A 24,084-nucleotide genomic window follows, 5' to 3' on the forward strand; every position below is an offset into this window, starting at 1 on the left:
GGGACGTCCGTTGTTGCCTAGACGGTCCGCGCACGAAAGATTTGACCCTGATCCTGAGATCAGGATGCTTACATCACGATGACCTTGGCGCCGACCGAGGCGCGGTCATAGAGATCGATAATGTCCTGGTTCATCAGCCGGATACAGCCAGACGACATCGCCTTGCCGATCGAATTCCATTCCGGGCTGCCGTGCAGGCGGTAACCCATGTCGCCGCCCTTGTTGAAGAGATACATCGCGCGCGCGCCGAGCGGGTTCTTGAGGCCCGGCTCCATGCCGTTGGCGAACTTCTCCAGTTCGGGCTGGCGCTTGATCATTTCACGGGGCGGCGTCCAGGTCGGCCATTCGCGCTTCAGCGCGATATGAGCAGTGCCATGCCACTCGAAGCCCTCGCGGCCAACGCCGATGCCGTAGCGGATCGCGCGGCCATCACCCTCGACGAAATAGAGGAACTTGTTCTGCGTATCGACGATGATGGTACCCGGCTTTTCCTTGGTGTCGTAGTTCACTTCCTGCCGGTGATACTGCCTCGGCACTTTTTCGATCGGGATGCGCGGCAGCTGGTAGCCAGCGTCGGTCACCGCGCCGTAGTCGTTTGAGAAAATCTGCCCGCCGATGGTGCTGCAACCGGCGATAGCAGTGGACAGCGCCAATGCGGCAATTATTGCGAGCGACTTCATGCGCATGTGATGATCCGGTGCCCTGCCCAAACGCCAGCGGCACGAGTCGGCCGCTTTCTCTCCATCATTCATGCTGGCATTTGCTTTGCTTGCCAAGCACACGATGCCTATATCCGTGGCCTTACGTGCTGGTAAGCGTATCAGTATGGCATTTCGGCAACAGCCTTCACCAGATTGTGAAGTAAATTCAATGGGCCTGAACCGCGCGGGCCACAGGATCGAGGATCTCCGCCATGAATGTCGGCGACGCCGCCCACCGTTCAGGACTGCCGGCCAAGACCATCCGCTACTATGAGGAGATCGGCCTGATCGCGCCGGCGCGTGCCGCCAACGGCTACCGTGATTATTCCGGCGACGACGTCCACCGGCTGGCCTTCCTGCGCCGCGCGCGCAACCTCGGCTTTTCCATCGACGATTGCCGTCAGTTGATGGCACTCTACCGGGATCGCGGCCGCGCCAGCGCCGACGTGCGCGAGATCGCCGCCGCCCATGTCACGGCAATCGAGGAGAAGGTGCGCGAACTGCAATCCATGCGCTCGACGCTGCAGAAACTGATCCATGCCTGCCATGGCGACGACAGGCCGGACTGCCCGATCCTGGATGACATGGCGGGGACGGCGGCGGGAGCCGACCAGGCGTTCGGCTGACTGGAACATCTCCGCCGTCCTGCCGCAGGCCATGCCCTCGCATTCAAGCCTCAAGTGCAGACCCTTTCGATCTCGCTCGTCTATCGTTTCAATGCCGACGAAGCGAGAGGCAGAGCCTTGCCCGACGGCAGCAATGTTTCCGCGAAACCATAGCAGGCAGGGGATTCTGGCGGGCCGAGGGAGGCGCTTTCCATCGGCCGCCGCGTTGAACGCCATCATACGCAATCTGCTCGCCACGGTTCGGTCGACCAGGGACTTCAGTCTTATTTGCGTAGTTGCTAATATATATGTAGGCTAGTCCTCGCGGGGATAATCATACCCAACGCCCAAACCCGCAATGGCCGGCGCAGCCCCCCTATAGACCCAAAGCCAAACTGCGCCGGCCATTCCGCCAGCCCCTTCCCCGACGTCAGGCCTTATATGCTGAATAACTAAAGTAATGGAACGTCCAATGGACATTGACGGAACCAAAACGGTAACGTCAGACCTTTGCTTTTCTGGCGCAAGACTTTAGTCCTGCCGTCCTATGGTTAGGATCGGAAGTTGATCGAGGCGAGATAGGGCCATCTCGCAACAGGTCAATACCAGACTGCACTTGACCGGATTATGGCGTGATCGCGGAAGGCCGCTCACAGTCCAACGGGTCTGTCAAATATGCAATCGCCCGGCACAAGGGGATATGCGGTTGACAAACCAAGCTTGCGAACTCGGCGAATGCCTTAATCCTCGGCCAGTTCCAACCGAACTCGCTGCCATTCTTCCCAACAATTTTCTGGATCAATATCGAGATAGCCTCGCGACTCGTCCACCCGCCTGGCGTCTTCCTGAGTGAGCGCAATGGCCGGACAGCTATCACGGATTTGGATGACCTCATCCTATGATCGGCAACATGGAGAACGCCTGTCAGTTCATCGCGGCCATGCGGGACAAGGTTTGACCGCCCATTCCCCTACGGCTGGTAGCGGGCTTAGGCCGCCACCTCCCATGCTCGGTATTGTGATTGGTCCATCCTATCATCGGGGCGCATGGTGGCCTTGGGTCAATCGGGGCCTGCGGATCGTCTAGAGCTATGCCCCAGGACCCCATCCGAATTGAACAGTTTTGGGATAAGAACCCGCTGGCGATGCCATGGATGGAGAAATTCCTTCCAATAGATCGCATGTGGCAAGATGGGGTCGCCACGGTAATAGGCATATTTATCAATGGCTGTATAAGTTTGACGTTATTATCTCTATTTTTTACGAAGAGCGTATTAATCGGTATAATCAGTGTACTTCCTTCATCATAACTTCTGGCTAGTTTAAATAATAGAATGGCCCGCGCACAGCGTAAATTCTTCCGCACCAAGAGAGATGAGGGAAGAAGTGGCAACGGCAATAATGCAACTGGCTCAAACGGCCCCATTGTTGAGAGGTAGCCGTCAACCGCAGAGCGTGGGTCTGTCAAATATATAATCGCCCGGCACAAACGGGTTCAAACCGTGAACAGAATCTGGCATGGTGCTTGTCATGCCAATCATCTCCCCCATCGCGATCAACCCTCTCATCGACGGTCGCCAGTCGGAACGCGCCATGCTGGTGCGCCGTGGCGTGCAGCGGCTGCTCATGGAAATGGGCGCGCATGTGCTGCCTGAACTGTCGCTGGCCACCGGCCGCCGCGCCGACCTCGTGGCACTGACCCGCCAGGGCGATATCTGGATCATCGAAATCAAATCCTCGATCGAGGATTTCAGGGTCGACCGCAAATGGCCGGACTACCGGCTGCATTCCGACCGCTTCTTCTTCGCCACCCATCCCGGCGTGCCGGCCGAGATATTTCCGGACGAGTGCGGCTTCATCCTGTCCGACGGCTACGGCGCTGAAATCATGCGCGATGCGCCGGAGCACCGCATGGCGGCGGCGACGCGCAAGGCGCTTATGCTGCGGATTGCGCGCGCCGGTGCCTCGCGGCTGCTGGCGGCGGAACTGGCCGGCGTCTCGGTGCCGGCTCTGGAAGGGGAAAGCGAGTAGTTCGCGGGCCTGCGCGGCATCCGCCGCTACTCTTCACCGCCCTCCGCTCCAGCAGCAGGCGCCATCAGCAGCACGGCGGCGCCAAGGATGGCGGCGATGAAGGAGCCGGCTAGAATGCCGACCTTGACCGCGTCCTGCAGGGCCACGTCGCCGGCGAAGGCAAGCAGGCCGATGAACAGGCTCATGGTGAAACCAATGCCGCAGAGCAGCGAGATGCCGAGCATGTGTGACCAGCCGGCATGGGCCGGCAGGTCGGCCAGGCCGAGCCTTATAGCAAGCGCGGACGAGCCGAGCACACCGACGAGCTTGCCGACCACCAGGCCGGCGGCGACACCCAGCGTCAACGGCTCGATCAGCGCGCCAAGGCTAAGGACGGCAAGCGAAACGCCGGCATTGGCAAAACCGAAAATGGGGATGATGACGAAGGGCACGATCCTGTGCAGGCCATGCTCCAGCCGGTGAAGCGGCGAATGGTCGAGGTCGTGGCCGATCCCGGCGGAGCGTTCGAGCGGGATGGTCAGCGCCAAGGCGACGCCGGCAAGCGTGGCGTGGACACCCGATTTCAGCACCAGCACCCACAGGATGGCGCCGAGCACGAGATAGGGCACCAGCGTCATCACCCGCATGCGGTTGAGCACGACGAGCACGGCAATGACGGCGAAGGCGGCGCCGAGATAGGCCAGCGACAGGCCGCTGGTGTAGAAGATGGCAATGATGATGACGGCGCCGAGGTCGTCGATGATGGCGAGCGCGGTGAGAAAAACCTTCAGTGAGGCCGGCACGCGGCTGCCGAGCAGCGACAGCACGCCGAGCGCGAAGGCGATGTCGGTGGCGGTCGGGATCGCCCAACCGGGCAGTGCGGCTGAATTGTTGCGGTTGATGGCGACATAGACCAGTGCCGGAACCAGCATGCCGCCCGCCGCCGCGATGCCAGGCAGGACGCGGCGCGGCCATGTCGAAAGCTGGCCGTCCAGCATCTCGCGCTTGATCTCCAGCCCGACGAGCAGGAAGAACACCGCCATCAGCCCGTCATTGATCCAGTGCGAGACGCTGAGCGGGCCGAGATAGGCGTGGAGCACGGAGAAATAGGTTCCCGACAGCGGCGAGTTGGCGATGATCAGGGCAAGGGCCGCCGCCACCATCAGGATGATGCCGCCGGCCGCTTCGCTATCGAGAAATTCGCGGAAGACGGAAACCGGCCGCTGCTTCAAATCCTGCATGTCGCCTCCGCTGGTCACCCGGCCTGCCGCTCAGCGCGGTGCGCGCTTGGCCAGTATCCGCTGCAGCGTGCGGCGATGCATGTTGAGCCGGCGCGCGGTTTCGGAAACGTTGCGCTCGCACATTTCGTAGACGCGCTGGATGTGCTCCCAGCGAACGCGGTCGGCCGACATCGGGTTTTCCGGGGGCGCGGCGCGCTCGCCCGAGGTGCGGGTGAGCGCGGCAAAGATGTCGTCGGCGTCGGCGGGCTTCGACAGATAGTCGACGGCACCGAGCTTCACGGCGGTCACCGCGGTGGCGATGTTGCCGTAGCCGGTCAGGATGATGGTGCGGGAGTCCTCGCGCTTCTCGCGGATGGCGGCGACCACGTCGAGGCCGTTGCCGTCGCCGAGCCGCATGTCGACCACGGCGTAAGCTGGCGGATTGGCGCGGGCCTTGCCCACGGCCTCCTCGACGCTCTCGGCGGTCTCGACCACGAAGCCCCTGGTTTCCATGGCGCGGGCCAGACGGGTGAGGAACGGCTTGTCGTCATCGACGATCAAAAGCGAGGTGTCTTCGCCTTCAACCATTGCGCCACTATTTTCATCGCCTGTCATCGTCTTGAAAATTCCTGCTGCCTTAATTTTACGCAGATATAGTTTTGCGCCGCTATTGTCCAATTTATGCAGTGTCAAACATGGTGGCAGGGGCCGTTTCCGGGTTCAGGAAGACTGTTCTCGGCCACGAAATCTGCACCACGGCGCCCTCGCCCAGGCCGCTTGAATTGCGGAAATCCAGCGCGGCACCCGAGCGCTCGAGCAGTGTCTTGGCGATGAACAGGCCGAGCCCAAGCCCGCCGCCGGCCTCGGTGCCCTGACGTGTCGACATATAGGGCTCGCCGATGCGATCGATGATCTCGGGGGGAAAACCGGGCCCGTCGTCGATGATCGAAAAGGTGACGGTCGCCTCGTCCCAGCTCCAGCGCACGGTGACGCTCTTGCGGGCGAAATCGACGGCGTTCTCGACCAGATTGCCGAGGCCATAGATGACGCCCGGATTGCGGCGCCCGACCGGCTCGGGCCCGGTGCGCTCGCCGGGGCGAAGCTTGATCGAGATGCCGAAGTCGCGATGCGGCGCGGTGACCTCCTCGACCAGCGAGGTCAGCGGCAAGCGGGAAAGATGCGCCTCGCCCTCGGACGACAGGCTGGTCAGGCGCTTGAGAATTTCGCGGCAGCGCTCGCTCTGCGAGCGCAGCAGCTTCACGTCTTCCCCGTATTTCGGGTCGCTGCCGAGCGCTTTTTCCATCTCCTTGGCGACAAGCGTGATGGTGGCGAGCGGCGTGCCAAGCTCATGCGCGGCGGCCGCCGCCAGGCCGTCGAGCGCCGAAAGGTGCTGCTCGCGCTGCAGCACCAGTTCGGTGGCGGCAAGCGCATTGGCCAGAAGCCGGGCTTCGGCGGCCACCCGGAAGGCATACATGGCCGTGAAGGCGATCGAGGACAGCACCGCCATCCACATGCCGGCGACATAGATGAAAGGCATCACCAGCGGCGCGCCTTCATACCAGGGCAGCGGCAGATGGATGAAAACCAGCAAGGTCGCCGCTATCATCACCAGCCCGCCGAGAATGGCGGTCAGGCGCAAGGGCAGCGACGTCGCCGAGATCACCACGGGCACGGTCATCAGCAGCGAGAACGGATTGGTCAGGCCGCCGGTCATGTAGAGCAGGCCGGCAAGCTGCAGGCTGTCGAAGATCAGGATGCCGAAAGCGGCGAACGGGGTGAGCCGGTGCGCGGCCGGAAAGCGGAACGCCAGGAACAGGTTCATCCAGGCCGAACAGGCGATCAGCGCGAAGCACAGGCTGACCGGCAGCGGGAATTTCAGGCCATAGGCGACGACGAGCACCGCCACGCTCTGGCCGACAATGGCAAGCCAGCGCAGCCGGATCAGCGTGTTGAGACGCAGCCTCTGACTTTGCTGGAAATCGGGCGCACGCAAAACATTGATCATGGCCATGGATTACAGCCGCAGGAGGACAAGCGCTAGGTCCCGCGCGGTTTTGCGCGAGCGGTGGCCGTGGCGAGCAGCGGATTCTCCGGCCAGACATGCTTGGGATAGCGCCCGCGCATGTCGGCGCGCACATCGGTCCAGGAGCCGCGCCAGAAGCCGGGCAGGTCGCGTGTCGTCTGGATCGGCCGGTGCGCCGGCGACAACAGCTCGAGCGTCAGCGGCACCGTGCCGTTGGCGATCGAGGGATGGCGGTCGAGACCGAACAGTTCCTGCACGCGCACCGCCAGCACCGGCCATTCGCCGTCATAACGGATCGGCACGTGGCTGCCCGACGGCGCGTCGAAATGCGTTGGCGCCAGCGCATCGACCTTGCGCTGCAGGTCGTGCGGCACGAGCGAAGCCAGGCCGGCCGAAACAACACCGGAATCGACGGCGGCCAAGGATGCGGCACCTGACAGGAAGGGCAGCAGCCAGTCGTCAAGGCGCTCGATCAGCGCTTCATCCGACATATCGGGCCAGGGCGACCCAAGGCCACGGTGCAGCCAGGACAGTCGCTGGCGCAGCGTCTCGGCCTCCTTGCTCCAGCTCAGCAGCGACAGCCCGTGCTCGCGCAAGGCGTCAAGAATGGCGCGGTCGGCCTCGGCGCCTGAGGGAGCGGGCAGCATGCGCTCCGCGAGCGTGATGGCGCCGAGGCGAACAGTCTCGCGCACCCGCACGGCGCGCCGGTCGCGATCGAAGCTCGTTTGCCGGCGCGTTTCGATCCGGTCGGCCAGCGTGGCGCGGATGTCGTCCTCGCCGATTGCGGCCGCCGCGGCGATGCGCGCGTTCTGCGCCTTGCCCTGCAGGTCGGCGACAACCAGGAACGGCTCGCCCGCCAGCGGGTCGGCGGCATCGAGCATGGCGCCGGACCCATTGGCCAGCACGAAGCGGCCGCGCTCGCCGCGCGCCTTGGCGACGCGGTCCGGCCAGGCATGGATGAGCAAGGGACCAGCAGCAACGGCCGCGCTATCCTTCTGGCCGCTCGCCTGTCTTGCCAACCGCTCCGCTAGCTGCCGCGCGGCGACGGCGCGCGGCGATCTTTCCGCGCGAAAACGCATCAGCCGCCGTTCGAGATCGGCGCCGTCGCCACCAAGGCCACGTTCGGTCAGCAGTACGGCCAACATAGCCGCCTCGCCGGCATGGCCGCTCTTCGCCGCCTCGGCCACCATATGCGCCAGCCGCACCGGCAGAGCGAGCTTGCGCATGGCCATGCCCGCTTCCGTCAGGCGGCCTGCCTCGTCGATAGCGTCCAGCGCGCGCAGCAGCACCCTCGTCTCGTTGAGCGCCGGCGCGGGCGGCGGATCGAGGAAAGCGAGCGCCGTCGGATCGGCGACACCGAAGGCGGCGCAGTCGAGCAGCAAGCCCGACAGGTCCGCCTCGAGGATTTCCGGCGGCGTGAAGGCGGGAAGTGCCGCCGTCTGTTCGGCGCGCCACAGCCGGATGGCGACGCCGGCTTGCGTGCGCCCGGCGCGGCCGGCGCGCTGATCCGCGGAAGCCTTGCTGACGCGCACGGTTTCCAGCCGCGTCAGTCCGCTCGCCGGCTCATAGCGCGGCAGCCTCGACAGGCCGGAATCGATGACGACGCGCACGCCGTCGATGGTGATCGAGGTTTCGGCGATGGAAGTTGCTAGCACCACCTTGCGGCGACCGGGCGGCGCGGGCTTGATCGCGGCGTCCTGCGCCTTGCCGTCGAGCTGGCCATAGAGCGGCACGATGTCGGTGTCGGCGCCGACCCTCCCGGCCAGCCGCTCGGCGGTGCGCTCGATCTCGCGCTGGCCGGGCAGGAAGGCAAGCACGCTGCCGCTTTCGTCGGTGAGCGCCGAGCGGATCGCCTTGGCCATGGGATCCTCGATCGGGACACCGGCCGGCCGTTCGTCGTAGCGGATATCGACGGGGAAGGCCCGGCCCTCGCTTTCGATCACCGGCGCGCCCGACAGGAGCTTGCCGACGCGGGCGCCGTCCAGCGTCGCCGACATAACAACCAGGCGCAGATCCGGCCGCAGCGCACCTTGTACGTCAAGTGCCAGGGCAAGGCCGAAATCACCGTCGAGCGAACGCTCGTGGAATTCGTCGAAAATGACCGCCGAAACACCGCGCAGTTCGGGATCGTCGAGGATCATGCGTGCCAGAACGCCCTCGGTGACGACCAGGATCCTGGTCCGGGCCGAGGTGCGGTTCTCCATGCGCATGGCGTAGCCGACCGTGCCGCCGGGCTCCTCATCAAGCAATTCGGCCATGCGCCGCGCGGCAGCGCGGGCGGCGAGCCGGCGCGGTTCGAGCAGAACGATCCGGCCGGCTCCCAACCATGGCGCGTCCAGCAGCGCCAAGGGCACCAGCGTCGTCTTGCCGGCGCCGGGCGGCGCCACCAGCACGGCGCTGTTGCCATTGCCAAGCGCTTCGCCGAGCGCCGGCAACACAGCTGTGACCGGAAGCTCCGGCAACGGTTTCGTCTTCATCGCGCCCGCATATCAGCGGTCCTGGTCGCCGTGCAACTTTATCGCGCTAACGCCTGGTCAAAGCCGGGTGCGCGCAAACCGGTTCCAGCGCACCGTGCCGAGCCTCGCCTCCTCGCGCACCATCGTCAGCAGGCCGGAGGCACCGACAACCGCGAGGCCAACCAGCGACAGCCAATCGGGATATTCCTGGAAGAACAGCGCGCCGAGGATGACCGCCCACACGATCTGCGAATAATGCGTCGGCGCGATCCGGTTGGCAGGCGCGTATTTGGCCGCCAGGAGCTGCATGAGCTGCCCGCCGGCGGTGAAGGCGCCGGCCATCGCCAGCCAGACAAGCTGCATGGCATTCGGCAAGGTGAAAGAGCTGGCGGCGGCGCCAGCTCCGTTGAACAGCAGGCCATAGCCGACAAGCACGCCGAGCATCGATGTGCGCTTCTCCTGCTGGGCGAGCGACCGCAGCAGGATGACGCTGGCCGCGGCGAGAAAGGCGTTCACGAAGGCGGCCAGATGGCCAAGGTTCAGTTCGCGGAAACCCGGCCGCACCACCAGCATCACCCCGGCAAAGCCGGCGACAACGGCCAGCCATCGCCAGGGGCCGACCTTTTCCTTCAGGATGACGGTGGACAGGATGGTGACCAGCAAAGGCGCCAGGAAGATCAGCGCGTAGACTTCGGCAAGGGGAATGTGAGTGAAGGCATAGACGCTGAGCACGCCCGACGCGATGCCGGCCAAGGCTCGCGCCTGCACGGCCCATGGCCGCTTCATGCGCCAGAAATCGCGCCAGCGTTCACCCGCGGGGCGGCTGAAGAACAGGAAACAGCCGGCGAACAAGGTGGAGAAGAAGCCGATCTCGAAGACGGTGAACTGCCCGCCCAGGCTCTTGATCACGGCATCGCTGCCCGAATAGCTTGCATAGGCGATCAGGGCGAGCAGGATTCCGTTCGGCACGTTTTTCCATTTCCGGGAGAGAGTAGCTTGAGAATATTGGCGCTCGGCGCGCATCCGGACGATATCGAGATCTTCATGTTCGGTACGATGGCCGCCTATGCGGCGCAAGGCGCAGAACTCACTTTTGCCGTGGCCACGGATGGTGCCAAGGGGGGCAAGAGCGATGCCAAGGTCCTCGCGCGTATCCGTCGCGAGGAAGCGACGGCGGCGGCGGCGCTGCTTGGTGCTGCACCGCGCTTCCTCGACTTTCCCGATGGCGAACTGGTGGCCGATGCGACGCTGATCGGTGCGCTGAAGGCGCTTGTACGCGAGACCGGGCCGGACCTGGTCATCACGCACGCGCCCAACGACTATCACGCCGACCATCGCGCGCTGTCGGACGGCGTGCGCATCGCGGCCTCGTTCGGCGTCCCCGTGCTGCATGCCGACACGATGGGCGGCACCGGGTTTGCGCCGACGCACTATGTCGATGTTTCCGCCTACCGGGATATCAAGACGCAGGCGATCCGCGCGCACCGCTCGCAACGGCCCGAGCAATATGTCGACCGGGCGCGCATCCAGAATGAATTTCGCGCCGGCCAGTGCAACGGCCTCCCCGGTTCACTGGCCGAGGCCTTTCGTTTCGAGCCGACATTTCCCTTCGCCGACATACGCGCCTTGCTGCCGCCCGCGCCGCCGGTCCGGCCGGTGACGCCACAGACGAACGTCATCGGCGAGGCCAACTGAGCGGCTGCCGGAAAACCATCCGGCGGTCATTTCCCAACGATTTCAATCACCCGTTTCGTCATGTTGCGGCGCAGCAACGAATTCGCTTGCCTTGTTTAGTAAAAATTGCATCACTAAACAAATTACTAAACATCCGCGGTGCCGAGACACCGCCGTGTTTGGGCCTCTGAGGAGAGAGGTTCGAGGGCTCTTGAAACCGTCATCCGGGCGCGTTTCGCAAATGGGAGGAAGACATGAAATCGAGCTTGAAACTGGCGTTGGGACTGGCCTCGGCGATTACAGCGTCGACAGCCGTGTCGAACGTCGCGCACGCTGAAGACCTGACGCTGTGCTGGGCCGCCTGGGACCCGGCAAACGCGCTTGTCGAACTGTCCAAGGATTTTACCAAGGAAACCGGCATCGGCATGAAATTCGAATTCGTGCCGTGGACCAACTATGCCGACCGCTTCCTCAACGAGCTCAACTCGCACGGCAAATTGTGCGACCTGATCATCGGCGATAGCCAATGGATCGGCGGCGCGGCCGAGAACGGCCACTACGTCAAGCTGAACGACTTCTTCGACAAGGAGAAGATCAGCATGGACGACTTCGTGCCGGCGACCGTCGTCGGCTATTCGGAATGGCCGAAGAACACGCCGAACTACTGGGCGCTGCCGGCCATGGGCGACGTCGTCGGCTGGACCTACCGCAAGGACTGGTTCTCCAAGCCCGAGCTGCAGAAGGAATTCAAGGAGAAGTATGGCTGGGATCTCGGCCCGCCGACCACCTTCGACCAGCTGAAGCAGATCGCCGAATTCTTCCAGAAGCGGCAGATCGACGGCAAGACCGTCTATGGCGCCTCGATCTACACCGAGCGCGGCTCGGAAGGCATCACCATGGGCGCCATGGATGTGCTCTACAGCTACGGCTTCCAGTATGAGAACCCGAAGAAGCCCTACGAGATGGAAGGCTTCGTCAATTCGCCCGACGCGGTCAAGGGCCTGGAATTCTACAAGGCGCTCTATGACTGTTGCACCCCGCCGGGCGCCTCCAACAGCTACATGGGCGAAGGCGTCGATGCCTTCAAGTCCGGCCAGGTGGCGATGCACATGAACTTCACCTTCACATGGCCCGGCCTGCAGAAGGACGAGAATGTCGGCGGCGACAAGATCGGCTATTTCGTCAATCCGAAGGGTCCCGGCGGCGCACAGTTCGCACAGCTCGGCGGCCAGGGCATTTCGGTGGTTTCCTATTCCGACAAGCAGGAATCGGCGCTGAAATACATCAAGTGGTTCGCCAACAAGGACGTGCAGGCCAAGTGGTGGTCGCTTGGCGGCTACTCCTGCCTGAACGCGGTGGTGAAGGACCCGAAATTCCCGGCCAGCCAGCCCTACGCACAGGCCTTCCTCGACTCGATGGCCATCGTGAAGGACTTCTGGGCCGAGCCGAGCTACGCGCCGCTGCTGCAGGCCTCGCAGAAGCGCTTCCATGATTATGTCGTTGCCGGCCAGGGCTCCGCCAAGGATGCGCTCGACGGCCTGGTCAAGGACTGGACCCAGGTGTTCCAGGATGACGGCAAGATGTAACCGGCTCCTCCCGAGCTAGGACCCGGAGCCGGATGATTTCAGGTCGAATCGACCAGGGATCATCCGCCTCCGGCCTCAACGAGAGAGAGCATGATGTCGTCCGAAAACCGCTTCACACTTTTCGGCATCATGCTCTTGGTCCCGTGCCGCCCTTGGCACGGGACGCAGTTCAGATAAATTCCATGACAGAGACGACCCAAGTGACCGAAGCAGGACTGACCATGCTCAATCGGACCGCGGAGAACGTTGCCCGGGCGACCCCGGAACCGTTGGCCCGCAAGGTCCGGGGCATCAGCGACAAGGGCCTCGCCTGGCTGTTCATCTCGCCGACGATCCTGTTGCTGCTTGCCATCAACATCTTCCCGCTATTCTGGGCGATCTATCTCTCCTTCACCAACTACCGGGCCAATCGCCCGAACGAGGTGGTGAAGAATCTCGGCTTTGCCAACTACCAGCGCATCCTCGGCGACAAGGACATCTGGATCGCCATGCAGACGACCGCGCACTTCGTGTTCTGGACCATCCTCTTGCAGACGCTGATCGGCTTCACGCTGGCCTGGCTGATTGACCGCAAATTCCGCGGCCACGCCTTCTGGACGACGCTGATCCTGGTGCCGATGATGCTGTCGCCGGCGGTGGTCGGCAATTTCTGGCGCTTCCTCTACGAGCCGCAGATCGGCCTGTTCTCCTATGTCATCTCGTTCGTCAGCGGCATTCCGCCGACGAGCATCCAGATGCTCTCCAACGTCGAGTTGGCGCCGTGGTCGATCGTCATCGTCGACACATGGATGTGGACGCCCTACGTGATGCTGATCTGCCTCGCCGGCCTGCGCTCGATCCCCGAATACATCTACGAGGCGGCCGAGGTCGACCGCGCCTCCAACTGGCGGCAATTCTGGTCGATCACGCTGCCGATGGCGCTGCCCTTCATCATGCTGGCGGTGCTGTTTCGCGGCATCGAGAACTTCAAGATGTTCGACATGGTCAACCTGCTCACCGGCGGCGGGCCGGGGTCGACCACCGAGGTCGCCTCGATCACGCTGAAGCGGCAGGCCTTCGAGAGCTGGCGTACCGGCTATTCCTCGGCCTTTGCGATCATCCTGTTCGTGGCCGTGTTCGGCCTCGCCAACATCTACGTCAAGGCGCTCAACAAGGTGAAGCAGAGATGAGCCTGACCACAGCCCATTCGGTCGTTTCCCCCTCAGCAAACTCGAAGCGCATCGCCGGCGCAATCATCATCGCCTATGCGCTGGTCTCGATCGTGCCGCTGTTGTGGATCTTCGCCACCAGCTTCAAGACGCCGCCGGATTCGATCGCCTATCCGCCCAAGATCGTCTTCCAGCCGAGCATCGAGGGCTACTGCAACCTGTTCACCACCCGGACAAGGCAGACGCCGGAATACATCAACTCGCTCGGACCGGCGACCGGCTTCTGCGACGAGACGGTGCGCAAGCGCAACATGGTGATCGCCGGCCCGTCCAACTTCCTGCCGCGCTTCGTCAACTCGCTGATCATCGCCTTCGGCTCGACCTTCTGCGCGGTGTTTCTCGGCACGCTGTCGGCCTATGGTTTCTCGCGCTTCAAGGTGCCGCTCGCCGACGACCTTTTGTTCTTCATCCTGTCGACACGCTTCATGCCGCCGATCGCGGTCGCCATCCCGATCTACCTGATGTACCGCGAGCTTGGCCTGTCTGACACGGCCCTCGGCATGATCCTGCTCTACACGGCGGTCAATGTCTCGCTGGCGGTGTGGCTGCTGAAGGGTTTCATCGACGAGATCCCGCGCGAGTATGAGGAAGCGGCGATGATCGACGGCTATACGCGGCTGCAGGCCTTCTGGCGCACCGTGCTGCCGCAGGCGACGACCGGCATTGCCGCGACCGCCATCTTCTGCCTGATCTTCGCCTGGAACGAATATGCCTTCGCCGCACTGCTGACATCGGGCACCGCGCAGACCGCGCCGCCCTTCATCCCGACCATCATCGGCGAAGGCGGTCAGGACTGGCCGGCGGTGGCGGCCGGCACGACCATCTTCCTGGTGCCGATCCTGGTTTTCACCATCCTGCTTCGCAAGCAATTGCTGCGCGGCATCACCTTCGGCGCGGTGCGCAAATGAGCATGACCAAATCAGCCAAACGCAAATCGCGCTGGCCGGCCTGGGCCCGGCGCGGCGTGATGGAAAATATCGCGACGGCGCTGATCGCCATCGGCTTCCTGATGCTGTTCCAGCCCTTCGCGCTGTCGCTCTACACCTACTCCTTCATCACCATGCTTGCCGGCACCGTGATGTTCATCATCGTCTCGAAGTTCCCGGAATAACCATGGCCGAAATCCGCGTCCAGAATCTGAGAAAGGCCTTCGGCGATTTCGTCGCCGTGCAGGATTCCAACTTCGTCGTCGAGGATGGCGAGTTCTTCGTCATGCTCGGACCGTCGGGCTGCGGCAAGACGACGACCTTGCGCATGATCGCAGGGTTGGAACTGCCGACCGGCGGCCAGATCCTGCTCGGCGGCGACGACGTCACCATGCTGCGGGCTCGCGAGCGCGACATCGCCTTCGTCTTCCAGCTGTTCGCGCTCTATCCGCACATGAATGTGCGCAAGAACATCGGCTTTCCCCTTTTGGCGCAAGGCATGCCGTCGGCCGAAATCCGTACCCGTGTCGAGGAAACGGCGAAGCTTTTGCGCATCGACCATCTGCTCAACAAATCCGTCTCCGGCCTCGCCGGCGGCGACCGTCAGCGCGTGGCGCTCGGCCGCGCCATCGTGCGGCGGCCGAAATGCTTCCTGATGGACGAGCCGCTGGGCACGCTCGACACTGAATTCCGCGACCTGATGGTCCATGAATTGCGCGAACTGCACAACCGCATCCACGCCACCACGGTCTATGTCACGCATGACCAGATGGAGGCGATGTCGATGGCCGACAAGATCGCCGTCATGAACCACGGTGTCATCGAGCAGTTCGGCAGTCCGCGCGAAATCTACGACCGACCGGCAACCATGTTCGTCGCCGACTTCATCGGCTCGCCGCCGATGAACTTTCTGGGCTTCGGCGGCGGGCTCGCCAAGGGCTCCAAGGAAATCATCGTCCAGGGCGCGAAGGTCACGGTGCCGGAAGTGCGCGAGGACATTGCGCCAGCCGACATGGCGCTTGGCATCCGGCCTGAACACATCCGCTTCGACGATGCCTCGAAACTGCGCGGCGCCATCTACGGTACCGAATATCTCGGCACCACCCAGATCGTCGCGGTGGAAACGGCGGACGGCATCATCAAGGCGCGCGTGCCGGCCGAAATCCGGCTCAACGCCGGCGATCATGTCGGCCTGGCCCTGAACAGCGCCCGGCTGTCGCTGTTCGACAAGGGCTCCGGCCGGGCGGTGAGAACCGCGATCCACGACACCGCCTCCCAGGGGAGAGCGCAGCATGGCTGACGTGCACATCAAGAACGTGACCAAGAGCTTCGGCGAACATGTCGCCGTCGACGGTCTCGACCTGCACATCGCCGATGGCGAATTCGTCGTGCTGCTCGGACCGACCGGAGCCGGCAAGACGACGACGCTGCGGCTGATCGCCGGGCTGGAGCGGCCGGATGCCGGCACGATCGAAATCGGCGGCCACAATGCGACGACCCTGTCGCCGGCCGAGCGCGACACGGCTTTCGTGTTCCAGCAATATTCGCTCTATCCGCATCTGTCGGTGTTCGACAATCTCGCCTTCCCGCTGCGCTCGCCGGCGCGGAAAATACCCGAAGACCAGATCCGCCGCCGCGTCGAAGAGGTGGCGAAGATGGTGCGCATCCATCACAAGCTCGCCAACCGCTCGACCAAGCTGTCGGGCGGCGAAATGCAGCGCGTCGCCATCGGCCGCGCGCTGGTGCGCAAGCCTTCGATCTACCTCATGGACGAGCCGCTATCGTCGCTCGACGCCAAGCTGCGGGCGGATCTGCGCCTCGAACTGAAGCGCATTCAGTCCGAACTCGGCGCCACCATGCTCTATGTCACCCACGATCAGATCGAGGCGATGACGATGGCCGACCGCATCGGCATCCTTGCCGATGGCGTGCTGGTGCAGATCGGGTCGCCACGAACGATCTATTCCGAGCCGGCAAACCTGCATGTCGCGGCAAGGCTCGGCCAGCCGGCGATCAATCTTCTGCCAACCGGCCTGCTGCCCGATGGCGGCGCGCCGGCGGGCACCAAGACGATCGGCGCGCGCACGGAGCATCTGACCATCGAGAAGGCAACAAATGGCCATGCCGACGGCGTTGTCGACTGGGTCGAGCATCTCGGCGACCAGAACCATCTGCATGTGACGGTGGGCCCAAAGAAACTGGTGACGCTGACCGATCCGGACACCGATCTGGCGCAAGGCGACAGAGTGATGATCCGCTATCGCTCGCCGCTCTATTTCGGCGCCGACGGACAACGGTTGATGTGAAAGGGTTCGGCGCTCCCACTGAGGGTCACGCCGCCTCTGATTGACGATTGCGAATACGGGACGAATTCGATGAAGCACTTTTTCAACCGCCGGGAAACGATCGTCACCGAGGCGCTGGACGGCCTGTTGCGGACGATCGGTTCGGGCGATCTCGCGCGCCTCGACGGTTATCCCGAGATCAAAGTCGTGCTGCGTGCCGATTGGGACAACTCGAAGGTCAGCGTCGTCTCCGGCGGCGGCGCTGGGCACGAACCATCGCATGCCGGCTTTGTCGGCAAGGGCATGCTGACGGCGGCGGTCTCGGGCGAGATCTTTGCCTCGCCAAGCGTCGAAGCGGTGCTGGCGGCCATCCGCGCGGTCACCGGCCCTGCCGGCTGCCTGCTGATCGTCAAGAATTACACTGGCGACCGTCTCAATTTCGGCCTGGCGGCCGAGAAGGCGCGCGCAGAAGGATTTCGCGTCGAGATGGTGATTGTCGGCGACGACATCGCGCTTCCCGACATTGCCCAGCCGCGCGGCGTCGCCGGCACGCTGTTCGTGCACAAGATTTCAGGCCATCTGTCGGAGGCCGGCCACGATCTGAGCGATATCGCGGCGGCGGCGCGAGCGGCGGCGAAGGATATCGTCTCGCTCGGCATATCGCTATCGTCCTGCTCCATTCCCGGCCAGCAGCATGAGGAACGGTTTGGCGAGAACGATGGTGAACTCGGCCTTGGTATCCATGGCGAGCCCGGCGTCGAGCGCATCGCGGTGCAAAGCGCGGACCGGCTGGTGGCGATCATGGCCGAGCGCCTGGCAGTGCTGCTCGATCCGAAGGCCAGCCACGCCTTGCTGATCAACAATCTGGGTTCGGTGCCGCCGCTCGAAATGTCGCTGGTCGCCAATGCGGTGCTCGCTTCCCCACTCGCCAAGACGGTCAAGCTGACGGTCGGCCCCGGGCCGCTGATGACGGCGCTCAACATGAACGGCTTCTCGCTGTCGCTGATCCGGCTCGATCCAGCGCGCGAGGCCGCCTTGCTGGCGCCGGTCGGCCCGCACGCATGGATGCCGGCGAGGCCGGTCGCGGCACCTGCCATCGTGCCGATGGCGAAAGCGGCCGGACAAAGTGCCGCGCACAAGGCCAGCCAGGATGCCGGCGCCAGGCGCCTGATCGTCACCGTCTGCGAAAAGCTGATTTCCCTCGAGGCAACCTTGAACGGGCTCGACGCCAAGGCGGGCGACGGCGACACCGGCTCGACTGTGGCGACCGGTGCGCGCAGCATCCTCGATCGGCTTGACGCGCTGCCGCTGGCCAACCCCGCGGCGACCCTTGGCGCCGTCGGCGACACGCTGAGCGCATCGATGGGCGGCTCCAGCGGGGTGCTGCTGTCGATCTTCTTCACGGCGGCGGCGCAGGCGCTGGACGGTGGCGCCAGCCTGCCCAAGGCGCTGCTCGCCGGACTTGAGCGAATGACCTTCTATGGCGGCGCCAAGCCGGGCGACCGCACCATGGTCGATGCGCTCGAGCCGGCGCTCAAGGCGCTCGACAGCAATGGCCTTGGCGAAGCAGCGATCGCGGCCCGGCGCGGAGCCGAGGCGACGGCCGCCATGGAGAAGGCAAAAGCAGGACGGTCCGCCTATGTCGGCACCAAATTGCAGGGCGTTGTCGACCCCGGCGCCCATGCCGTGGCCGAGGTTTTCGCAGCCGTCGCCGCGCTGCTCGTCACGGCCTGACGCATGCACCAGTTGTCGAATGACCATTCTTTCGCTACTGCCGGCAAGGTGAAAACCGGGACCTTGAACGACATGGCGGCGTTGAACCTTGCCAGGCTGATCACGGTCGCCGCGGATACGATTGCCGCGCATGCCGAGGAATTGACGGCGCTCGACCAGGCGATCGGCGACGGCGACCATGGGCTGAACATGAAGCGCGGCTTCGAGGCCGTGCGGGCCGAGGCCGATGCGTTCGCCGCGAAGCCCTTGCCCGAGGCCCTGAAGGCGATCGGCACCAAGTTGGTGATGACGGTGGGCGGTGCCTCCGGCCCGCTGTTCGGCACATTGTTCATGGCGCTGGGCAAGGAGATCGCGGCGGAGCCCGATCGTGCCAATTTGACGACGGCCTTCGGCAAGGCGATCGAAGCGGTGGCCGCGCGTGGCAAGTCCCAGGTCGGACAAAAGACCATGCTCGATGTGCTGCAACCGGTGCATGACGCCTTGGCCGGCGGCAAGACGGTGGCGCAAATCGCCGACATCGCCGACGCCGCTGCCGAAGCGACCGTGCCTATGAAGGCGCTGCGCGGCCGCGCCTCGTTCCTTGGCGAGCGCTCGATCGGCCATATGGATGCAGGCGCGCGCTCGACCGCGCTGCTGGTGCGCACATTGGGGCAAGCGATCGGGGAAAGCGCATGAGCAATGTCGGGATCGTGATCGTGTCGCATTCGCCGCTTGTCGCGGAGGGCACGGCCGACATGGTACGCCAGATGGTGGGCGACGAAGTGCCGCTTGCATGGTGCGGCGGAAACGGCCATGGCGGGCTTGGCACCAGTGTCGAGGCGATCATGGGTGCCATCGACAAGGCCTGGTCGGAGGCCGGTGTCGCCATCCTGGTCGATCTCGGCGGAGCCGAGACCAATTCGGAAATGGCGGTGGAGATGATCGGTGAGCCGCGTGCGCAGAAGATCACCGTCTGCAACGCGCCGATCGTCGAGGGCGCCGTGATGGCGGCGACAGAATCCTCCGGCGGCGCCTCGCTGAAGGAAGTGGTGGCGACGGCGCACGAATTGTCGCCGTCGTGAGTGAACGGGATTTCTGAAAATGTCCGCAGCCGCCGAAGCGACCGTCCTGATCACCCACGATGTGGGCCTGCATGCGCGTCCCTCGGTGAAGTTCACCAAGCTGGCCAAGACCTTTGCCGCCGACGTGGAAATCGCGCTTCGCGCCAACGGCCCATGGTTCGACGCCAAGAGCATCGTCAAGGTGATGGCGGCCAAGGCGCCGAAGGGCACGGTGTTGCACATCAGGGCCAGCGGCAGCGGCGCCGATGACGCCGTGCGCGCGCTGATCGAACTGGTGCAGCGCGATTTCGACGAGGACGCCGGTCATGTCCGGTCGGCCTGACGCTGGCGCGCGCCTTCGCCGGCCTGCAAGGAATGCGGGCCATGCGGATTGAGGGTGTTCCGGCCTCGGCCGGCTATGCCGAAGGGCCGTTGTTCGACCTCGACCGGCCGCCGGCCATCTATGCAAGCAAGGCTACATCGACGGAAGAGAAGACGTCGCTGGAAGCCGCGATCGGCAAGGCGGTAAGCCGGCTTGCGACAATAGTCGAAACCGCCGACAGCGACGCCGCCGGCATACTCGAATTCCACATCGCCATGCTGGAGGACGATGCACTGAGCGGCCCCGCCTTCGCTTCGATCGCGTCCGGACAGACCGCCGACGCGGCATGGCGGCAGGCTCTCGACGCCGAGATCGCCGGCTACGAGGCCTCCGACCAGGATTATTTCCGCGCCCGCGCCACGGATTTGCGCGATATCAGGGACCAGGTTCTGCGCGCGCTGACCGAGGACGGCGGCGCTACGGCGCCTACCGGTGCCATCCTCTGCGGCGAGGACATCGCGCCGACTCGTTTTCTCGAAACCGACTGGAGCCATGGCGGCGGGATCGCGCTGAAGGCAGGCAGCACCGCCAGCCATGTCGCCATGTTGGCGCGCTCGCGTGGCGTGCCGATGGTGGTGGGGCTGCGCGAACCGCTTGCCGGTCTTGCCGGCATGGCGCTGCTCGACGCCGAACACGGCAATATCGTCCTGGCGCCGTCGCCGGCGGAGATCGGATCGTTCCGGCAGTCGTCCTCTTCCTTCGCGGCCCGCCAAGGCAAGGCGAGGACTTTTCTGGCGCGGCCGGCTGCGACAAGAGCCGGCACGGCGGTGCGGGTGCAGGTCAACATCGCCGACCCGTCCGATGTCGACGGCATCGACATCGCGACCTGCGACGGTGTCGGCCTGATGCGCACCGAATTCCTGTTCGGCAAGACTTTGCCGGATGAGGAGACGCAGTATCGCGCCTACCGCAAGGTGCTTGAGTGGGCTGGCGACAAACCCGTGACGATCCGCACTGTCGATGCCGGCGGAGACAAGCCGGTGCCGGGCTTCACCGTCGAGGAAGGCAATCCGTTCCTCGGGCTGCGCGGGATCAGACTGTCGCTGGCGCGGCTCGACATTTTTCGCGTGCAGATCAGGGCATTGCTGCGCGCCGCGCCACACGGCAATCTCAGGGTCATGTTTCCGATGATCGCCATCGCCGATGAGTATGAGCGCGCAGCCGCCCTGTTCGCCGAGGAACAGGCAGTTCTTGCCGCGCGTGGTGTCGCGCACAGGCTGCCGCCGCTCGGCATCATGGTCGAAGTGCCTTCAGTCGCCATCGCGCCGGAAGCATTCGCCGGCGTCGCCTTCTTCTCCATCGGCTCCAACGATTTGACGCAATATGTGATGGCGGCCGCGCGGGATAACGCTGCCGTGGCCCACCTCAATTCGGTCCGCCATCCGGCGGTGCTGCGGCTGATCGGCTCGGTTGTAGCCTTTGGACGGGACAACAGCATTCCCGTCAGCCTGTGCGGCGATGCCGGCGGCGATCCCGTCGCGATCCCGTCGCTGCTCGAAGCGGGCCTGCGCGATCTGTCCGTCGCGCCGGCACAACTCGCCATGGCCAAGGCGGCCATCGCGGATGTTTCGGTCTAGGCGCGGCTGGCATGGTCGACATCAAACCCGAACCCGGTTCCGAAGAGGCGATCCGCGCCTACAAGACGATCCTGTCGCAGGTCATCGACCAGCGCCCGTCCGGCATGCGCCAGCGCCTTGCCGACGCGCTTGGCAAGCACCGCAGTTTCGTCACGCAGATCTCCAGCCCGGCCTATACGATCCCTATCCCTTCAAAGCATCTGCCTTCGATCTTTTCCGTCTGCCATTTCAGCCCGGCCGAGCGGGACCAGTTCCTCGCCGCTTACCACCAGGCGCATCCGGGAAAGATGTCGGTGGCCGCGGGCATGCGCAAGACCCGGCACGTTTCGCTTGTCGTTCCCGATTTCGGTGACGACAAGCAGAATGCGGCGCTCGATCGGGCCATCAACGAATTCATCCAGAAGATCACCAGCATCGCCGGCAAGGGTGGCGGCTGACTATTCCTTGCCGGGCTGTTTGGGAGGACGCCATGAAGAAATTTATGAACGCGGTGGACACGGTGCTGACCGAGAGCCTCGATGGTTTCGTAGCCGCCCATGCCGATATACTGGTGCTTGGCGAGGAGCACAAATTCGTCCGCCGCAGGACCTTGCGGCCGGGCAAGGTGGCGCTGATCTCCGGCGGCGGCTCGGGCCACGAGCCGCTGCATGGCGGCTTTGTCGGCCATGGCATGCTGGATGCCGCCTGCCCCGGCCAGGTGTTCACCTCCCCGACGCCCGACCAGATGCTGGCGGCGGCGCAGGCCGTCGACACCGGCGCCGGTTGCCTGTTCATCGTCAAGAACTACGAAGGCGATGTGATGAACTTCGACATGGCCGCCGAAATGTCTGACGGCGTTCTGCAGGTGGTGACCAATGACGATGTCGCCGTCGAGAATTCGTCCTACACGACCGGAAGGCGCGGCGTCGCCGGCACGCTGGTGGTGGAAAAGATCGTTGGTGCTGCGGCCGAACATGGCCTGGCACTGCCGGTGCTGAAGACGCTGGGCGAGCGTGTCAATGCCGCCACCCGCTCGATGGGTGTGGCGCTGACCAGCGGCACGGTGCCCGCCGCCGGCAAGCCGACCTTCGACATTGGCGACGGCGAGATGGAATTCGGCGTCGGCATCCATGGCGAGCCTGGCCGCCGCCGCGACAGGTTGAAAAGCGCCGACACGATCGCCGAGGAGATCTGCGCCGCGATATCAGGCGATCTCGGCGACAGGGCGAAAGGCCCGGCGCTGCTGTTCGTCAACGGCTTCGGCGGCACGCCGCTGATGGAGCTCTATCTGATGTATAACAGTGCCCGCCGGATTTTCGAGAAACGCGGCGTGACGGTAACCCGCTCGCTGGTCGGCACCTATGTCACCTCGCTCGACATGGCTGGATGTTCGATCACGCTGACCATGCTCGATGACGAGATGACCGGCTGGTGGGACGCGCCTGTCCACACGGCAGCACTGCGCTGGGGCATGTAAGACTGGCTTCCACAGCGCTTTTCTGCAACCATCCTGGACATCTCCCTAGAGCGCTTCACCGTTTCACGGAAACGGCGAATAGCTCTAACTCTTTGTTTTTACGCAATTCCGAACGCAAAACCGCTTACACTTTTCCTGGAATTGCTCTAGCGATAAGATTTGTCCGGCCTGATGCTGCCATCCCTGACCTCCGCCGAAGAAAGACTGCTGCTGCGCCTAGCCGATCCGGAGGCGGCGGCAGTCGAGGACAATTTGTCGGCAAAGTCCCTGTCCGCGCTGCTCGACAATGCCGAATTCCACGGCATCCTGCCGATCATGCTGCGCAAGCTCAGGGAGCGCGGCGATGCACGCCTGCCGCCCGACACCGGCTTGCGGGACAAGCTCGACGATTTGCGCCAGAAGGCGACGATCGCCACCGGCCAGTCGATGCTGCTGCAATATCATGGCGACCGCATCATGAAGGAGATGGCGGCGCAAGGCATTCCGGCGCGGATCGTCAAGGGACCGGTCTTCGCGCGAAAGCTTTATCACAACGTGTCGGACAGGCCGTTCACCGACATCGACATCCTTGTCGAACCCGCCAACCTTGCGCGGGCAAACCAGGTGATCGCGTCCTGCGGCTTCGAGCTCGGCAGTGACGAAGCCGAATCCTACCAGCTGCAGGAATTCAAATGGCTGGAAAAGGAGAATTCCAGCCTGCTGGTCGAGCTGCATGGCGACCTGGTGCACGACACCGGCATGCGGCGGCGCCTGTCACTGGGTTTTCGCGAACTGGACGTCATCGACGGAGATGTGAGGGACACGCCGGCCGCGCTTTTGACGATCGCCATCGTGCACGCCGCCGGCGGCCACAAATTCCACCGGCTGCAGCTCTGCGTCGACGTGCTGCAAGGGGTGCGGGCGCTGCAGTCAGCCGAATCGGAAAGCCGCCTGCTCGACGCGGCCCGGATGACCGGCATCGAGCTCGAACTGGCGATCGTGCTCAATGTCACCGGCCAGTTGTTCGGCGAGGGTCGCGCGCTTGAGCTCGCCGGGCGGATCAAGCCCGATCTCTCGATAAGGCTGGCCAGGCGGCTGATCACGACGAACACGCTGCTCAGGGTCAATTCCCGGGAAAAAATCGGCTCGCGTCTGCGGCGCGATGCTTTCCGCTGGATCCAGCGGCTGGCCAAGGCCAGGCCATACGCCGCTTGAACTTGCCG

Annotated in this window: 23 protein-coding genes; 17 read left to right on the forward strand and 6 right to left on the reverse strand. The window is 64.1% G+C overall.

Annotated elements, in window-relative coordinates; translation table 11 throughout:
• Nucleotides 1–68: 68 nt before the first annotated feature.
• Complete coding sequence (locus tag MesoLj_RS01010; protein ID WP_140769928.1) at nt 69–686, reverse strand: L,D-transpeptidase; 618 nt, start codon at nt 684–686, stop codon at nt 69–71.
• Between the two features lie 227 nt (nt 687–913).
• Here MesoLj_RS01010 and cueR point away from each other — a divergent pair, with 227 nt between their 5' ends.
• Together cueR and MesoLj_RS01020 are read left to right on the forward strand one after the other, a co-directional pair.
• Entirely contained in the window at nt 914–1,327 is a 414-nt protein-coding gene (gene cueR, locus MesoLj_RS01015) for a Cu(I)-responsive transcriptional regulator (RefSeq protein WP_140769930.1), read from the forward strand.
• Nucleotides 1,328–2,835: 1,508 nt separating this feature from the next.
• Nucleotides 2,836–3,336: an MmcB family DNA repair protein gene (locus MesoLj_RS01020; RefSeq protein ID WP_202324793.1), complete on the forward strand. Its 501-nt coding sequence runs from the start codon at nt 2,836–2,838 to the stop codon at nt 3,334–3,336.
• Nucleotides 3,337–3,362: 26 nt separating this feature from the next.
• Here the strand turns inward: MesoLj_RS01020 and nhaA are convergent, their stop codons facing one another.
• The 5 genes from nhaA to MesoLj_RS01045 form a co-directional block, all read right to left on the reverse strand.
• The gene (gene nhaA / locus MesoLj_RS01025) at nt 3,363–4,556 is read right to left on the reverse strand and encodes a Na+/H+ antiporter NhaA (RefSeq protein ID WP_202324794.1); all 1,194 of its coding nucleotides are present in this window, start codon (nt 4,554–4,556) and stop codon (nt 3,363–3,365) included.
• A gap of 30 nt (nt 4,557–4,586) precedes the next feature.
• Nucleotides 4,587–5,150: an ActR/PrrA/RegA family redox response regulator transcription factor gene (locus MesoLj_RS01030; protein WP_140769944.1), complete on the reverse strand. Its 564-nt coding sequence runs from the start codon at nt 5,148–5,150 to the stop codon at nt 4,587–4,589.
• Nucleotides 5,151–5,214: 64 nt separating this feature from the next.
• Nucleotides 5,215–6,546: an ActS/PrrB/RegB family redox-sensitive histidine kinase gene (locus MesoLj_RS01035; RefSeq protein ID WP_140769945.1), complete on the reverse strand. Its 1,332-nt coding sequence runs from the start codon at nt 6,544–6,546 to the stop codon at nt 5,215–5,217.
• Nucleotides 6,547–6,572: 26 nt separating this feature from the next.
• Nucleotides 6,573–9,035: an ATP-dependent helicase HrpB gene (gene hrpB, locus MesoLj_RS01040; protein WP_202324795.1), complete on the reverse strand. Its 2,463-nt coding sequence runs from the start codon at nt 9,033–9,035 to the stop codon at nt 6,573–6,575.
• A gap of 57 nt (nt 9,036–9,092) precedes the next feature.
• Nucleotides 9,093–9,983, reverse strand: coding sequence for a DMT family transporter (locus MesoLj_RS01045; protein WP_202324796.1), 891 nt, complete (start codon nt 9,981–9,983; stop codon nt 9,093–9,095).
• A gap of 27 nt (nt 9,984–10,010) precedes the next feature.
• Here MesoLj_RS01045 and MesoLj_RS01050 point away from each other — a divergent pair, with 27 nt between their 5' ends.
• The 15 genes from MesoLj_RS01050 (at nt 10,011) to MesoLj_RS01120 (ending at nt 24,076) form a co-directional block, all read left to right on the forward strand.
• Nucleotides 10,011–10,709: a PIG-L deacetylase family protein gene (locus MesoLj_RS01050; protein WP_202324797.1), complete on the forward strand. Its 699-nt coding sequence runs from the start codon at nt 10,011–10,013 to the stop codon at nt 10,707–10,709.
• Nucleotides 10,710–10,942: 233 nt separating this feature from the next.
• A complete protein-coding gene (locus tag MesoLj_RS01055; protein WP_140769949.1) occupies nt 10,943–12,274 on the forward strand; it encodes an ABC transporter substrate-binding protein in 1,332 nt (443 codons plus the stop codon).
• 221 nt (nt 12,275–12,495) lie between these two features.
• Nucleotides 12,496–13,443, forward strand: coding sequence for a carbohydrate ABC transporter permease (locus MesoLj_RS01060; protein ID WP_140771331.1), 948 nt, complete (start codon nt 12,496–12,498; stop codon nt 13,441–13,443).
• Entirely contained in the window at nt 13,440–14,390 is a 951-nt protein-coding gene (locus tag MesoLj_RS01065) for a carbohydrate ABC transporter permease (protein ID WP_202324798.1), read from the forward strand. Before MesoLj_RS01060 ends, MesoLj_RS01065 begins: the two co-directional genes overlap by 4 nt.
• Entirely contained in the window at nt 14,387–14,593 is a 207-nt protein-coding gene (locus MesoLj_RS01070; RefSeq protein ID WP_140769952.1) for a hypothetical protein, read from the forward strand. The genes MesoLj_RS01065 and MesoLj_RS01070 overlap by 4 nt, the downstream gene beginning before the upstream one ends.
• Before the next feature lie 2 nt (nt 14,594–14,595).
• On the forward strand, nt 14,596–15,708 hold the full coding sequence (locus MesoLj_RS01075) for an ABC transporter ATP-binding protein (RefSeq protein WP_202324799.1): 1,113 nt from the start codon (nt 14,596–14,598) through the stop codon (nt 15,706–15,708).
• On the forward strand, nt 15,701–16,714 hold the full coding sequence (locus MesoLj_RS01080) for an ABC transporter ATP-binding protein (RefSeq protein ID WP_202324800.1): 1,014 nt from the start codon (nt 15,701–15,703) through the stop codon (nt 16,712–16,714). Before MesoLj_RS01075 ends, MesoLj_RS01080 begins: the two co-directional genes overlap by 8 nt.
• A 69-nt stretch (nt 16,715–16,783) precedes the next feature.
• Nucleotides 16,784–18,427 carry a dihydroxyacetone kinase subunit DhaK gene (locus MesoLj_RS01085; RefSeq protein ID WP_202324801.1) on the forward strand — a complete coding sequence of 548 codons (1,644 nt, stop codon included), beginning with the start codon at nt 16,784–16,786 and terminating at the stop codon, nt 18,425–18,427.
• A 72-nt stretch (nt 18,428–18,499) separates the two neighbouring features.
• Nucleotides 18,500–19,102 carry a dihydroxyacetone kinase subunit DhaL gene (gene dhaL, locus MesoLj_RS01090; RefSeq protein ID WP_202327102.1) on the forward strand — a complete coding sequence of 201 codons (603 nt, stop codon included), beginning with the start codon at nt 18,500–18,502 and terminating at the stop codon, nt 19,100–19,102.
• Nucleotides 19,099–19,488: a dihydroxyacetone kinase phosphoryl donor subunit DhaM gene (gene dhaM, locus MesoLj_RS01095; protein WP_056569510.1), complete on the forward strand. Its 390-nt coding sequence runs from the start codon at nt 19,099–19,101 to the stop codon at nt 19,486–19,488. Before dhaL ends, dhaM begins: the two co-directional genes overlap by 4 nt.
• A 19-nt stretch (nt 19,489–19,507) precedes the next feature.
• The gene (locus MesoLj_RS01100; protein WP_202324802.1) at nt 19,508–19,810 is read left to right on the forward strand and encodes an HPr family phosphocarrier protein; all 303 of its coding nucleotides are present in this window, start codon (nt 19,508–19,510) and stop codon (nt 19,808–19,810) included.
• A gap of 41 nt (nt 19,811–19,851) precedes the next feature.
• Complete coding sequence (ptsP, locus tag MesoLj_RS01105; protein ID WP_202324803.1) at nt 19,852–21,426, forward strand: phosphoenolpyruvate--protein phosphotransferase; 1,575 nt, start codon at nt 19,852–19,854, stop codon at nt 21,424–21,426.
• An 11-nt stretch (nt 21,427–21,437) separates the two neighbouring features.
• Nucleotides 21,438–21,863: a hypothetical protein gene (locus MesoLj_RS01110; RefSeq protein WP_056569505.1), complete on the forward strand. Its 426-nt coding sequence runs from the start codon at nt 21,438–21,440 to the stop codon at nt 21,861–21,863.
• Nucleotides 21,864–21,895: 32 nt separating this feature from the next.
• Nucleotides 21,896–22,882, forward strand: coding sequence for a dihydroxyacetone kinase subunit DhaK (gene dhaK, locus MesoLj_RS01115; RefSeq protein WP_202324804.1), 987 nt, complete (start codon nt 21,896–21,898; stop codon nt 22,880–22,882).
• Nucleotides 22,883–23,053: 171 nt separating this feature from the next.
• Nucleotides 23,054–24,076, forward strand: coding sequence for a nucleotidyltransferase family protein (locus MesoLj_RS01120; RefSeq protein ID WP_202324805.1), 1,023 nt, complete (start codon nt 23,054–23,056; stop codon nt 24,074–24,076).
• Nucleotides 24,077–24,084 lie beyond the last annotated feature (8 nt).

It is taken from the genome of Mesorhizobium sp. 113-3-9, from assembly GCF_016756515.1.
Taxonomy (GTDB): Bacteria; Pseudomonadota; Alphaproteobacteria; order Rhizobiales; family Rhizobiaceae; genus Mesorhizobium.

Excerpts from the sequence above, each read along its gene's own strand:
- MesoLj_RS01010 (WP_140769928.1), bottom strand. The coding sequence starts at position 686 with ATGCGCATGAAGTCGCTCGCAATAATTGCCGCATTGGCGCTGTCCACT.
- cueR (WP_140769930.1), top strand. The coding sequence starts at position 914 with ATGAATGTCGGCGACGCCGCCCACCGTTCAGGACTGCCGGCCAAGACC.
- MesoLj_RS01020 (WP_202324793.1), top strand. The coding sequence starts at position 2,836 with ATGCCAATCATCTCCCCCATCGCGATCAACCCTCTCATCGACGGTCGC.
- nhaA (WP_202324794.1), bottom strand. The coding sequence starts at position 4,556 with ATGCAGGATTTGAAGCAGCGGCCGGTTTCCGTCTTCCGCGAATTTCTC.
- MesoLj_RS01030 (WP_140769944.1), bottom strand. The coding sequence starts at position 5,150 with ATGACAGGCGATGAAAATAGTGGCGCAATGGTTGAAGGCGAAGACACC.
- MesoLj_RS01035 (WP_140769945.1), bottom strand. The coding sequence starts at position 6,546 with ATGGCCATGATCAATGTTTTGCGTGCGCCCGATTTCCAGCAAAGTCAG.
- hrpB (WP_202324795.1), bottom strand. The coding sequence starts at position 9,035 with ATGAAGACGAAACCGTTGCCGGAGCTTCCGGTCACAGCTGTGTTGCCG.
- MesoLj_RS01055 (WP_140769949.1), top strand. The coding sequence starts at position 10,943 with ATGAAATCGAGCTTGAAACTGGCGTTGGGACTGGCCTCGGCGATTACA.
- MesoLj_RS01060 (WP_140771331.1), top strand. The coding sequence starts at position 12,496 with ATGCTCAATCGGACCGCGGAGAACGTTGCCCGGGCGACCCCGGAACCG.
- MesoLj_RS01065 (WP_202324798.1), top strand. The coding sequence starts at position 13,440 with ATGAGCCTGACCACAGCCCATTCGGTCGTTTCCCCCTCAGCAAACTCG.
- MesoLj_RS01070 (WP_140769952.1), top strand. The coding sequence starts at position 14,387 with ATGAGCATGACCAAATCAGCCAAACGCAAATCGCGCTGGCCGGCCTGG.
- MesoLj_RS01075 (WP_202324799.1), top strand. The coding sequence starts at position 14,596 with ATGGCCGAAATCCGCGTCCAGAATCTGAGAAAGGCCTTCGGCGATTTC.
- MesoLj_RS01080 (WP_202324800.1), top strand. The coding sequence starts at position 15,701 with ATGGCTGACGTGCACATCAAGAACGTGACCAAGAGCTTCGGCGAACAT.
- MesoLj_RS01085 (WP_202324801.1), top strand. The coding sequence starts at position 16,784 with ATGAAGCACTTTTTCAACCGCCGGGAAACGATCGTCACCGAGGCGCTG.
- dhaL (WP_202327102.1), top strand. The coding sequence starts at position 18,500 with ATGGCGGCGTTGAACCTTGCCAGGCTGATCACGGTCGCCGCGGATACG.
- dhaM (WP_056569510.1), top strand. The coding sequence starts at position 19,099 with ATGAGCAATGTCGGGATCGTGATCGTGTCGCATTCGCCGCTTGTCGCG.
- MesoLj_RS01100 (WP_202324802.1), top strand. The coding sequence starts at position 19,508 with ATGTCCGCAGCCGCCGAAGCGACCGTCCTGATCACCCACGATGTGGGC.
- ptsP (WP_202324803.1), top strand. The coding sequence starts at position 19,852 with ATGCGGATTGAGGGTGTTCCGGCCTCGGCCGGCTATGCCGAAGGGCCG.
- MesoLj_RS01110 (WP_056569505.1), top strand. The coding sequence starts at position 21,438 with ATGGTCGACATCAAACCCGAACCCGGTTCCGAAGAGGCGATCCGCGCC.
- dhaK (WP_202324804.1), top strand. The coding sequence starts at position 21,896 with ATGAAGAAATTTATGAACGCGGTGGACACGGTGCTGACCGAGAGCCTC.
- MesoLj_RS01120 (WP_202324805.1), top strand. The coding sequence starts at position 23,054 with ATGCTGCCATCCCTGACCTCCGCCGAAGAAAGACTGCTGCTGCGCCTA.